Source organism: uncultured Martelella sp. (genome assembly GCF_963677965.2).
GTDB classification, from domain to species: Bacteria; Pseudomonadota; Alphaproteobacteria; order Rhizobiales; family Rhizobiaceae; genus Martelella; species Martelella mangrovi.
The window spans coordinates 3102876-3115498 of sequence record NZ_CAXXFM010000001.1 but is presented as its reverse complement, the minus strand read 5'-3'; the positions used below and the strand labels follow the sequence as shown (position 1 = coordinate 3115498).

The following is a 12623-nucleotide window of genomic DNA, read 5'->3' as shown; positions in this document are numbered from 1 at the left end:
CGCACGTTATGAAACGAACGGCAGCTTTAGCGATAGGGCCGAGACCCCCTGAACGACCGAAATGGCGGCGCTAAGCTGCCGTTCCAAGCTGCCGCACATAGAGAATTCCGGGCGCATAGACGCGGTTGGTCGTGTTTTCAGGATGCTTTGCCCGGATGTTTTTGGCTTCCGCGTCTTCACGAGAATAGGGCCAGGAGCCAAGCTTTGATTTAAGTCTCCATATGTCAGAATCCCAATATTCGTTGAAGCCTGGACCAGTCCATCTGCAAGTATCTGATTTTAATGGATTTTCGAAGACATTCTGAAGCTTCCGAGAAACCGCTTGACTCGGGGGTGCACGAGAAATGGCGATTTCGTGCATTCTTATGCTTCATTGGCAGGAAGTTTAAATGGCTGGGGTGGCTGGATTCGAACCAGCGCATGCCGATACCAAAAACCGGTGCCTTACCGCTTGGCTACACCCCAGCATGTTCGCCCGGTCGTGCGACCGGTGGAACGACTTGCCTCATAGCAAAGCTCTCCGCGGGTCACAACGTCTAAATCAGACCGGTGATTGAGTTTTTTGTGCGTCTGCCGAGTGAAGACGCATTGCACGCACCTTGCTATTTACCCGCTCGATATCAGATAGGTGTTGGCCACGGTGCGTGGTTGCGGCAAGGAGACGATGATGACAGATACCGATATCGAGCGTGACTTCGACCCGGCCTATGGCCGCGCCGTCAACATTGCCGACGGTGTCGCGCGGCTGACCGCGCAAAACCCCTCCCCCTTCACCGCGCATGGCACAAACGGCTATCTCATCGGCAACAAGACATTGACCATCATCGACCCGGGCCCCGATGTCGAAGGCCATCTCGACATCTGGTTGAAGGCGATTGCCGGGCGGCGTGTGGATCACATCGTGCTGACCCACACCCATCTCGACCATACGCCGATGGCCCATCGTCTGCGGACGGAAACCGGCGCTCCCGTTGTTGCCTTCGGCCCGCATCGCGCGGCCCGACCGCTTCACGACGGCGAAACCAACTCCTTTGCCGAGAGTTCTGACACCGACCTGGTGCCGGACCGGAAGATCGGCGACGGCGAACGGCTTGCGTGCGACGGCTTTGTGCTTCAGGCGGTTCACACACCCGGTCACACGGCCAATCACCTCGCCTTTGCGCTGGAGGGCACGCCCTTTCTGTTTTCCGGCGATCACGTCATGGGCTGGTCGACCACCATCGTCGCGCCACCGGACGGTTCGATGGGTGACTACATGGCCTCGCTTGAGAAACTGCTCGCCCGGCCGGAGACCATCTATCTGCCTGGCCATGGCGCCCCGGTGAAGTCGGCCCATGGTTTTGTGCGCGGCATCCGCTCACACCGGCGGATGCGCGAACGCGCCATTGTCGAGCGGCTGAATGCCGGCGACGAAACGATTGCCGAGATGGTGAAGGTAATCTACCGCACCACCAACCCGAATCTTCACGGGGCGGCGGCACTTTCCATACTCGCCCATCTGGAAGCACTCGTGGAACGCGGCGCTGTCGAAACCGACGGCCCGCCGCTTGCCGGCGGCCGTTACCGGCTTGCGGGCTGACCGGTGTGCTGCTCTTCGGCCTTGCGGATGGTCGCCTGTGCTGCGGCAAGCCGGGCGGTCGGCACCCTGAACGGCGAGCAGGAAACATAATCGAGCGACAATCCCTCGCAGAAACGGATTGAAACCGGATCGCCACCATGCTCGCCGCAAATGCCGACCTGCAGATCCGGCCGGGTCTGCCGTCCGCGCTCGCTTGCAAGCTGCATCAGTTCGCCAACGCCATCGAAATCGAGTGACACAAACGGGTCCCGCTCGATGATGCCCTTCTTCTGATAGGTTCCGAGAAAACCCGGCGCGTCATCGCGCGAAAGCCCGAAGGTCGTTTGCGTCAGATCGTTGGTGCCAAGCGAAAAGAAGGCTGCCGTTTCCGCAATCTCGTGGGCGCGCAACGCCGCGCGCGGCAGCTCGACCATGGTGCCGACGAGATAGGAAATCTCCATGCCGCTTTCGGCCATCACCGCATGGGCAACCTCATCGATCCGGGCCTTCACATAGTCAAGCTCGGCCCGCAGGCTGACCAGCGGAACCATGATTTCCGGCACCACCGGCTCGCCGGTTTCCCGCGCGGCGGCAATGGCCGCCTCGAAGATCGCACGTGCCTGCATTTCGGCAATTTCGGGATAGGAAATCGCCAGCCGGCAACCGCGATGACCAAGCATGGGGTTGAATTCGTGCAGCGCATCAAGCCGGTGACGCAGCGCGTCCGTTTCCATGCCCAGCGCTTCGGCGATATCCTCGACCTCGCCAGCCGTTTTCGGCAGAAACTCATGAAGCGGCGGGTCCAACAGGCGGATCGTCACCGGCAGGCCATGCATGATCGCAAACAGCGCCTCGAAATCGGCACGCTGCATCGGCAAGAGCTGATCCAGCGCCTGCCGGCGGCCGTCTTCCGTTTCCGCCAGGATCATCCGGCGCATCATGTGAATACGCTCGCCATCGAAGAACATGTGCTCGGTGCGGCAAAGCCCGATACCCTCCGCGCCGAAATCGCGTGCGGCATGGGCATCCGCCGGCGTGTCGGCATTGGTCCTGACCTTCATGCGCCGAACATCATCGGCCCATCCCATCAGCCGCTGAAAATCACCGGAAAGCGCCGGCTTCTGCGTCGGTGCGGCACCTTTCATCACCCGGCCCGTGGCACCGTCAATGGTTACCGTATCGCCCGGGTGCAACATGGCCCCGCCAAGTCCGTGGAGGATGTTGGCAAACCGGTCGACCCGCATGTTCCCGGCGCCGGTGACGCAGGGCACCCCCATGCCGCGCGCCACCACGGCAGCGTGGCTGGTCATGCCGCCGCGTGTGGTCAAGACGCCGACGGCCGCCGTCATGCCGTGAATATCTTCCGGGCTGGTCTCGGTGCGCACAAGAATGACCTTGCGGCCTTCTGCATGGGCGGAGATTGCCTCCTCGGCCGTAAACACGATCTCGCCGGTAACAGCACCGGGCGAAGCGGGAAGGCCGGAGCCGATCTGCGTGCCCTTGTAGCCCGGCTTGATCGTCGGATGCAGCATCTGGTCGAGCGTTGCCGGATCGACGCGGACAATCGCTTCCTCACGCGTGATCAGCCCTTCATCGGCCATATCCATGGCGATTTTCATTGCCGCACCGGCGGCGCGCTTGCCGGAGCGCGTCTGCAGCATGAACAGCTTGCCGCGCTCGATGGTGAATTCCATGTCCTGCATGTCGCCGTAGCGGCGCTCAAGCCGGGCCGAAACGGTTTCAAGCTCCTGAAACGCCTCCGGCATCAGCTTTTCCAGCGACGGTTTTTCACCACCTGCGGCAATGCGGCCCGGTTCCGTCACGCTTTGCGGCGTGCGGATGCCGGCCACCACATCCTCGCCCTGGGCATTGACCAGAAACTCGCCGTAAAGCGCCTTTTCGCCGGTCGAAGGGTTGCGGGTGAAGGCAACGCCGGTGGCCGAATCATTGCCGAGATTGCCGAACACCATGGCCTGAATATTGACCGCCGTGCCCCATTCGAAAGGGATGTTGTGCAAAGCGCGATAGGTCGTGGCCCGTGCGCTGGTCCAGCTTGAGAAAACCGCCGAAATCGCCCCCCAGAGCTGTTCGTATGGGTCCTGCGGAAACGCCTCGCCCAGTTCGTCTTCAAGCAGTTCCTTGTAGCTTGCAACAATGTCTTCCAGCTGACCGGCCGTCAGCTGGGTTTCATAGGCGTGGCCGAGTTCGGAAAGCCTTTCCTCCAGAACTTCCTCGAAAAACTCCTGGTCGAGCCCCAGCGCCACATCGGAATACATCTGGATAAAGCGCCGGTAACTGTCCCAGGCAAAGCGCGGATCGCCGGTGTCTTCCGCCAGAAGCTCAACCGTTTCATCATTGAGGCCGAGATTGAGGATCGTGTCCATCATCCCCGGCATCGAAACGCGCGCGCCCGAGCGCACCGACAAAAGCAGCGGATGGTCACCCCGGCCAAACAGCTTGCCGGTCGCCTGCTCGACCTGTTTCAACCCTTCGGCGACCGCGTCCTTCAGTCCTTCGGGAAATGATTTGCCGTGTTCATAAAAATACAGACAGACATCGGAAACCACCGTCAGCCCGGGTGGCACGGGAAGTCCCATGCGCGACATTTCGGCAAGGCTGGCGCCTTTGCCGCCCAGCCGATCCCGGTCAATCTCGTGTTCGTCCGCCTCACTGAAACCGAAACCGTAAACCCAGTTCGCCATTCATCTGCCCGGTTGCCGGACGGGCCAAAGCGCCGCCCGCTTTCACTGTTGTTTTCCGGGACGTTAGAGCATCGGAGCCGAAATGAGAATTGGACAAAAGAGAAAAATCCCGATGGACGCTGCCAAACCGGCTGCCATCAGGCTTCTTCCACCAGTTTTTCCGCCGTTCTCAGGTCGACCGACACGAGCTGCGACACCCCCTGCTCCGCCATGGTCACGCCGAACAGCCGATCCATGCGCGCCATGGTGATCGGGTTATGGGTAATCACGATAAAACGAGTATCGGTCGTGGTCGCCATCTCTTCCAGCAGATTGCAATAGCGTTCGACATTGTGGTCGTCGAGCGGAGCGTCGACCTCGTCGAGCACGCAGATCGGCGCCGGATTGGTGAGGAATACGGCAAAGATCAGCGCCATTGCCGTCAACGCCTGCTCGCCGCCGGACAACAGCGTCATCGTCTGCGGCTTCTTGCCGGGCGGGCGAGCGAGGATTTCGAGACCGGCCTCCAAAGGGTCGTCCGATTCGATCAGCTGGAGCTCGGCCATGCCGCCGCCGAAAAGATGGACAAACAGGCGCTGGAACTGATCGTTGACCTCGTCGAAGGCGGCCAGCAGACGCTCGCGGCCCTCGCGGTTGAGATTTTGAATGGCGCCGCGCAGCTTGCGGATGGCGTCGAGGATATCGTCGCGCTCGCGCACCAGTTCCTCGAGCTTTGCGGACAATTCGGCCTGTTCTTCCTCAGCGCGCAGGTTGACCGCGCCGAGACGCTCGCGCTCGACCTTCAGCCTTTCCAGCGCGCGTTCCACCGTCAGCGGGTCCGGCAGGTCTTCGTCGGGTGCAAGACCGGTCAGGCGGAAGGCCTCATGCGGGGCAACGTCCAACACCTCGCCGATACGCGTTTCGGCCGCCTCGCGCCGTTCCCGCGCCGAGACCAGACGTTCTTCCGCCCGGCCCCGCTTTTCGCGCGCTTCGGCCAGATCGGAAAGCGCCTTGGCGGCATGGCGATCGGCCTCGCGCTGGGCTTCTTCCGCTTCGACCAGCCGGTCGGCGGCGGCCTTGCGCGTGTTTTCGGCAGCCTCGAGCTCACGGGTTAGCTGACGGCGCTTGTCTTCCAGTTCCTCAGGCGCTTCCTCAAGGCCTTCCAGTTCATCGCGCGCATCTTCATCGCGGCCTTTCAGAGTCGCAATCTGCGCCTGCGCACCCTTTTCACGGTTCTGCCAGCTTGTCCGTTCCTGTCCGATCGCCACAATCCGGCGCTTGCGGGCATCGTTTTCACGCATCAGCCCGTCATGGCGCGCGCGCGCTTCCGCCAGTTCACCGCGTAGCCGGGCAACCTCGGCGCCCTGCGTGGCAAGGCGTTGCTCCAGCACGGAAAAATCCGGCGCTTCGGCAAGCTGCGCCGCGGTTTCCTCGCTGCGCAGGGCAATATCCTCAAGCTGGGCGGCAAGCTGGCTGCGGGTTTCGGTTACAACATCGCGGCGGCGCACCAGTTCGCCCGAGGCACGCTCGGCTTCGGCAAGGGCGGAACGCGCGTCAGCCACCACCCGACCGGCCATGCGGACGGCCTCTCTGGACGACGACAGCGCGGCTTCGGCGGTTCGCACCTGGTCTGCGGCCTGCTGCTGGCGCTGCTGCGCGTCTTCCAGCATCACCTCCGCCTCGCGCCGTTCATCCTCAAGTGCGGTCAGCCGGTTTTTCTGGGAAAGCCTGAGCGCGGCCGCACTTGGCGCATCCGCTCCCTTCACATAACCGTCCCAGCGGAAAACCGCCCCCTCCTTGGTCACCAGTTCCTGCCCCGGCAACAGGGCATGCATCAATGTTTCGCCCGCGTCTTTCTCGACCAGGCCGATCTGTTTCAGCCGCCGCATCACCTCTTGCGGGGCGTCGACCAGTTCGCTCATCGCACGACAGCCATCGGGCAGCGCCGGGTCGCCGAGGCCTGCGCCATTGCCGCGCCAGTGCGCCGCCGCTTCGGCCTGCAGCGGTGCTTCCAGATCATCGCCCAGCACGGCACCGAGCGCCGTCTCGAAACCCTGCTCGATGCTCAGTAAATCGGCCAACGGGGTAAAGTCGCCTGCAGCCGCACTGGCCGAAAGCATATTGGCAATGGTCCGCGCCTCGGTCTCGATTTCCGACAGCCTGGCCTTGGCCGTTTCCACCGGCTGACGGGTCAGCACCTCATTGCGACGCGCTTCGGCAAGGTTCTCCTCGACTGTTTCCTGCGCGCCGTAGGCATCTTCCTCGGCGATCTGGGCAGCTTCCAGCGCCTCACGTTTTTCCGCCGGGTCCGGCACGGCGCCCATGCGGGCGGAAATCGCCTCAAGCTCGCTGTCAGCATCGTGGATCTGCTTTTCCAGCCGCGCCCGCCGGTCGGCAAGATCGGCGATCGCGCGCTCAAGCTGGGCGCGATTGGCGGCAGCTTCGGCGCGCTCGGCCGTCAGCGCATTCAGGGTGTTTTCGCTTTCGGAAAGCCGGGCTGCCGCCTCATCCATGGTTTCGCGGGCCGCTGCAATGTCCTCGCCGGAAAACTCCAGCAGTTCGGAAAGCTCAGCCTCTTCGGCAGCAAGACGCTCGAGAATGGCGCTGTTGTCGGCAATCATTGCCTCTTCGCGGCGGATATCCTCGCCAAGCTGCAACAGCCGGCGCGACAGCTCGTCGCGACGCTGCATCATGCGCGCGGCATCGTCCTCAAGCTGGCGGCGGGCAATCTGCAGACGCTGGAGAAGTGCGGCCGCCTTGACCTCTTCATCGCGCAGTTCCGGCATTTTGAGACCGGCAACGGCTTGGGTCTTGGCCGCTTCCATCTGCTGGTTGGCGCGCTCGGCCACGACAGCGGTCAACTGGTTGAGCGCACTCGTCGCCTCGGCTTCGGCGTTTTTGGCATCCACCCAGCGCAGATGCAGAAGAATGGCATCATGCGCGCGGATATCGGCTGACAGCGCCTTGAAGCGGGTTGCCTGCCGGGTCTGGCGCTTCAGGCTTTCGATCTGGCTTGTAAGCTGTGCGGTGACATCCTCCAGCCGTTCCAGATTGGTCTCGGCGCCGCGCAGCCTGAGTTCTGCCTCATGGCGACGGGAATGAAGCCCAGAAATACCGGCCGCCTCTTCCAGCAGCTGACGACGAGCCTGCGGCTTGGCCTGGATCAGTTCGCCGATCCGCCCCTGCCCGACCATGGACGGCGAGCGCGCGCCGGTCGAGGCATCGGCAAACAGAAGCTGCACATCCTTGGCACGGGCCTCCTTGCCGTTGATGCGGTAGAGCGAGCCCTGCTCACGGGTGATCCGGCGCGAGACCTGGATTTCATCGCTGTCATTGAAGGCCGCCGGCGCGGTGCGGTCGGAATTGTCGATATGAAGGCCGACTTCGGCAGAATTGCGTGCGGGACGGCTGCCGGATCCTGAAAAGATCACGTCGTCCATGCCCGAGGCGCGCATGTTCTTGTAGGAATTTTCTCCCATCACCCAGCGCAGGGCCTCGACCAGATTGGACTTGCCGCAGCCATTGGGACCGACCACCCCTGTCAGCCCCGGGGCGATGATAAAGTCACCGACCTCGACGAAGGATTTGAAACCGACAAGCCGCAGGCGATCGAATTTCATCGCGCATCACCCCGCAAGGGGTATGCAGACGCAAAAAAGCGCGCGCCTTTCCCGGCGCGCGCCCAAAATCGTGCGAACGTAAAATCAAAGCATGCTGTCGATAAGGGCCGACATAGTGTCAACCGACATGTCCCCCGAATACTTCTTGCCATTGATCAGGAAGGTCGGCGTCGCGCTGACCCCGAATTCTTCCGCCCCGCGCTCTCTTACCGTATTTATCTCATCGAGCAGAGTCTGGTCCGTCAAGCAAGCCTGGAAGCTTTCCTGTGTAAAACCGGCCAGTTTCGCCATTTGCAGCATTGCAGCGCTGCCGTCTTCTGCCGTGGCCCAGGTTCTCAGCTGCGAAAACATCATGTCCATGAACGGTACGAACTTGTCGTTCGGGGCGCAGCGGGCCAGCATGAAGGCGGCCATGGCGCGCGGATCGAAGGGAAATTCGCGGAAGATGTAATAGACCTTGCCGGTGTCGATGTAGTTTTCCTTGATCGCCGGAAAGGTTTTTTCCTGGTAGTTGGCGCAGTGCGGGCAGGTCATCGACAGGTATTCGATGATCTTGACCGGCGCATCTTCCTCACCCATCGCGATTTCCGGAAGCGGTCCGGGCTCCAGCGCCTTTTCCATGTCGACATTGCCCTGGGATTCGGGCAATTCGCCACTCTGCGCGAAAGCGGAAGGGGCGAAGGAAAGGCCTGCCACCGCGCTGCCGGCAGCAACGCCCCGCAACAGGGTCCGCTTTGTGATCTCGAATTCAGCCATTTTAGTTACTCTCGTCTGGTTTCCCGTTTCAACTTCACTAGCGATTGGGCGAAAATTGCACAAGCCGGCAAGCCGGCCCACGCTTCAAACATATGTGACTGCCATTCCGGGGTTTACCCCGCATCATATGCCCTTTCTGCCCTTCTTTTGCCGCTTTTCACTCATGACGCCCGCGCCAAGCCGCATGATCGCGGCGCGCAGTTTTTCAGATTCGATGCCCGCAAGCCGGGCCTCAAGGTCGAGCGCTTCGGCAGGCGACAGTTCGGGTGGCTTCTTGCGGTGTCCGCCGGGCGGCTGCACCGGCTTTTGAACCACCTTGATGCGATCGATCGCCGAAAAGCCGAAAAAGCCGTTGACCCGGTGAATGAGTTCGCCCTGCGCATGGGTCAGAAACAGCACCCGCGCGCCTTCGCAGGCAATCGTCAGGCAGCCGGGCCGGAAACCGCCGTCCTCGCTTTCCGAGGGACGTTTCGGCCAGGTGATTTTTTCAGGCCGCGAAAAATCGGCATAGGCTTCGCCGGCAATCTCGTCCCAGGCGCCCAGAAGCGCCGTGGATATGCCCGAGCGGCGCGCAAGGATCGGGTCGATGAGGCTGTTGGCCACATCGGCAATCTGGCTGGCATTTCTCGGACGGGACGGGCGCATTTTCTTTCCAAACCTTTACAAGGCCGGCAACGATATACGGCAGAAGATGTGCAAACCATAGAGATTTTGTCAGGTCATGAACAGGGATTGATGAAAAAGCGCGCGGGTAATTTTCGCATGCCATGTTGCCCGGCGCCGGGCTTCCGCGATAAGCGATGAAGACCCGGCGAAAAATCGCCCGAACACAATTGAATTTCAGGACATCATGGATCACTTCGCCCGAAAGCTTCTCGCCTGGTACGACCGCCACCACCGGGAGCTGCCGTGGCGCGTCGGCCCTTCCGACAAGGCTCAGGGCGTCGTGCCCGATCCCTATCATGTCTGGCTTTCGGAAATCATGTTGCAGCAGACCACCGTGCAGGCGGTCAAACCCTATTTCGACAAGTTCCTCACGCGCTGGCCGCGCGTCGCCGATCTCGCCGCCGCCGATACGGATGAGGTGATGGCGGCCTGGGCGGGCCTTGGCTATTATGCGCGCGCGCGCAACCTGAAGAAATGCGCCGAAGTGCTGGCGCGCGACCATGACGGACGTTTTCCTGATACGTTTGAAGGGCTGAAGGCCCTGCCCGGCATCGGCGATTATACCGCTGCGGCGATTGCGGCCATCGCATTCGACCGGCCGGAAGCTGTTGTCGACGGCAATGTCGAGCGCGTGGTGACACGGCTTTTTGCCATCGAAACGCCGCTGCCGACCGCCAAACCGGAAATCAAAACCCGAACGAAGGCGATGACGCCGGCCGAGCGTCCGGGGGATTACGCGCAGGCGATGATGGACCTCGGCGCCACGATCTGCACACCGAAACGGCCGGCCTGTGTGCTCTGTCCGTTGCGCGATGACTGCATCGCGCTTTCAAAAGACGACCCGCAGCGTTTTCCGCTGAAGATGCCGAAAGCGGCCCGGCCCGTGCGCTATGGCGCGGCCTTCATCGCGGAAACGCCGGACCAGCGGATCCTGCTGAAGACCCGCGAAAACAAGGGGCTTCTGGGCGGCATGGCCGAGGTGCCGACAACCGGCTGGACGGCCAGGAGCGACGGCGAAACCGGGAAGGACGCCGCCCCGTTTTCGGCGGCATGGACGCCGAAGGGCGAAGTGACGCACGTCTTTACCCACTTCGAACTGAGACTTGCCATCTGGCATGCGGCCTTAGACGAGCGCCCGGTTACCGGCGGGCGCTGGACGCAAATCACGGCACTTGGTGAGGAAGCACTTCCCAGTGTAATGAAAAAGGCAATCACGCAGGCTATACCCGATGCATTCAAGGCCCGCAGGGAGACATCATGACCACTGAAATCCGCCACATTGTCTACGACATCGGCCATGTGCTGGTGCATTACGATCCGCACGTCCCGTTTTCGCGCATCATTCCGGATCCGGAAAAGCGTGCCCGCTTCTTTGCCGAGGTCTGCACCAATGCCTGGAACCACGAGCAGGACCGCGGCCGCCCATGGCCGGAAGCAGAAGCCGAGGCCATCGCCCGCCATCCGGAAGAGGCCGACAATATCCGCGCCTTCCGCGCCCACTGGGAAGAGATGATCCCCTATTCCTACGAGGATTCGGTCGCGCTCTACCAGTCGCTGATCGCGTCGGGACGGGATGTGACGCTGCTGACCAATTTCGCGGCCGATACATTCCGGGTCTGCCGCACCCGCTATCCGTTTCTTGACGAGGGACGCGGCATCACCGTTTCCGGCGAGATCGGCATGGTCAAACCCGACCGCGAGATTTTCGACCGGCACGCCGAGACCTTCGGCCTGACACCAGAAGCAACGCTGTTCATCGATGACAAGGCGGTCAATGTCGAGGGGGCAAAGGCCGCCGGCTGGAACGCGGTCCGGTTCACCGATGCCGCGAGGCTGAAAGCCGATTTTGCCTCTTTCGGCATCACCGTCTGAACCGTGCAAAACACAACCGGGCCCGGTTTGTGCCGGGCCCGGAAATTGCCGCGTCATGTTCGGAGGTCAAAAACCGAAACGCCGCTACAGGGAACAGATCAACCTCTAAACGAAATTCGTGAACAATTTCTATATATGGTTGATAAAGTCCTAATATGAACGCTGGCGCGATCAGGCGCCGGCCATCGCCGCGCGGATACGCCCGCGAAGACGGTCGATCGGATAGCGTTCGCCGCCTTCCTCATAATGCCAGAATGTCCAGCCATTGCAGGCTTCCGCGCCCTGAAGGCGAGCACCGAGGCGATGGATCGAACCGCTGTCTGCGCCGCTTGCCAGCGTGCCGTCTGCCCGGACATAGGCCGTCAGATCTCCCCTGGGCGAGGTCAACCGGTCGCCGGCAGCCAGCAATCCGCTTTCGATCAGCGACAGGAAGGCCACGCGCGGCAGCGATTTCTTGCTCGGCGTCGGCGCCAGCATCTCGTCGGCCAGCGGCTCGACAGCTTCAATGCGCGCGGTCGCGGCATCGATATAATCCTGTTCGCGCTCGACACCGACGAAATGGCGACCGAGGCGTTTGGCCACAGCGCCGGTGGTGCCGGAGCCGAAGAACGGGTCAAGCACGACATCGCCGGGCTTGGTCGAAGACAGGATGATGCGCGACAACAATGCTTCGGGCTTTTGCGTCGGATGCACCTTCTTGCCGTCCTCGCCCTTCAGACGCTCGCCGCCCGAGCAGATCGGAAACAGCCAGTCCGAGCGCATCTGCACATCGTCATTGGCCGCCTTCATGGCGTCATAGTTGAAGGTATAACCTTTGGTTTCGGCGTCGGGGCTGGCCCAGATCATCGTCTCATGGGCGTTCTGGAAACGGCGGCCCTTGAAATTCGGCATCGGGTTGGTCTTGCGCCAGACGATATCGTTGAGGATCCAGAAGCCAAGGTCCTGCATCTTGGCGCCGACGCGGAAGATATTGTGATAGGAGCCGATCACCCAGATCGTGCCGTTCGGCTTCAGCACCCTGCGGCAGGCCAGCAACCATGCGCGGGTAAAGGCATCATAGGCCTCGAACGAGGCGAACCGATCCCACTCGTCATCGACGGCATCGACCTTCGACTGGTCAGGGCGGTGCAGCACGCCGCCAAGCTGGAGATTATAGGGCGGGTCGGCGAAAATTGCGTCGACCGAATGATCCGGAAGCGCTTCGAGTGCGGCAACGCAATCGCCCTTGAGGATGGTGTCAATCCATTCGGCGCGCTCAGGCGACGCCGCCTTCGTCTTCAGGGCAGTGACCGGGACCATGTGTTACTCGCTTGTACAGGTACTCAACAACTGGTGATTGGCCCGATTCTCGCCTGTTTTGGTTACCAAAGCGTTGAGACTGGCTGACAAAACGAAAACCTCCGGTCGACTTCAGCCGCCCCTGAGATGTCCCGCGGTCGCAGACCATGCTTGCCGGGGCGGCGAAACGCG

9 protein-coding genes and 1 tRNA gene are annotated in these 12623 nt (G+C 61.7%); 3 read left to right on the top strand and 7 right to left on the bottom strand.

Annotated features, from left to right (window positions below):
* Nucleotides 1-70: 70 nt before the first annotated feature.
* Nucleotides 71-361, bottom strand: a complete 291-nt coding sequence (locus tag ACHZCU_RS14530) for a hypothetical protein (RefSeq protein WP_319519333.1) — start codon at nt 359-361, stop codon at nt 71-73.
* 29 nt (nt 362-390) lie between these two features.
* Nucleotides 391-465: transfer RNA gene (locus tag ACHZCU_RS14525), tRNA-Gln, on the bottom strand.
* 202 nt (nt 466-667) lie between these two features.
* On the opposite strand from ACHZCU_RS14525, the gene ACHZCU_RS14520 reads away from it, so the two are divergent.
* On the top strand, nt 668-1579 hold the full coding sequence (locus ACHZCU_RS14520) for an MBL fold metallo-hydrolase (protein WP_319519332.1): 912 nt from the start codon (nt 668-670) through the stop codon (nt 1577-1579).
* Here ACHZCU_RS14520 and ppdK read toward each other — a convergent pair.
* The 4 genes from ppdK to ACHZCU_RS14500 all read right to left on the bottom strand — a co-directional run bounded on the left by ppdK (nt 1561) and on the right by ACHZCU_RS14500 (nt 9260).
* Entirely contained in the window at nt 1561-4260 is a 2700-nt protein-coding gene (ppdK, locus tag ACHZCU_RS14515) for a pyruvate, phosphate dikinase (protein ID WP_319519331.1), read from the bottom strand. The genes ACHZCU_RS14520 and ppdK overlap by 19 nt on opposite strands.
* Before the next feature lie 137 nt (nt 4261-4397).
* On the bottom strand, nt 4398-7859 hold the full coding sequence (locus ACHZCU_RS14510) for a chromosome segregation SMC family protein (protein WP_319519330.1): 3462 nt from the start codon (nt 7857-7859) through the stop codon (nt 4398-4400).
* Nucleotides 7860-7943: 84 nt separating this feature from the next.
* Nucleotides 7944-8615, bottom strand: a complete 672-nt coding sequence (locus ACHZCU_RS14505) for a DsbA family protein (RefSeq protein WP_106312654.1) — start codon at nt 8613-8615, stop codon at nt 7944-7946.
* Nucleotides 8616-8738: 123 nt separating this feature from the next.
* On the bottom strand, nt 8739-9260 hold the full coding sequence (locus ACHZCU_RS14500; RefSeq protein WP_319519329.1) for a DciA family protein: 522 nt from the start codon (nt 9258-9260) through the stop codon (nt 8739-8741).
* A 205-nt stretch (nt 9261-9465) separates the two neighbouring features.
* Between ACHZCU_RS14500 and mutY the strand changes: the two genes are divergently transcribed.
* Nucleotides 9466-10542, top strand: a complete 1077-nt coding sequence (gene mutY / locus ACHZCU_RS14495; RefSeq protein ID WP_319519328.1) for an A/G-specific adenine glycosylase — start codon at nt 9466-9468, stop codon at nt 10540-10542.
* Nucleotides 10539-11153: an HAD family phosphatase gene (locus tag ACHZCU_RS14490; protein ID WP_319519327.1), complete on the top strand. Its 615-nt coding sequence runs from the start codon at nt 10539-10541 to the stop codon at nt 11151-11153. The genes mutY and ACHZCU_RS14490 overlap by 4 nt, the downstream gene beginning before the upstream one ends.
* Nucleotides 11154-11324: 171 nt before the next feature.
* On the opposite strand, the gene ACHZCU_RS14485 is transcribed toward ACHZCU_RS14490, so the two are convergent.
* Nucleotides 11325-12452, bottom strand: coding sequence for a site-specific DNA-methyltransferase (locus tag ACHZCU_RS14485; RefSeq protein WP_319519326.1), 1128 nt, complete (start codon nt 12450-12452; stop codon nt 11325-11327).
* Nucleotides 12453-12623 lie beyond the last annotated feature (171 nt).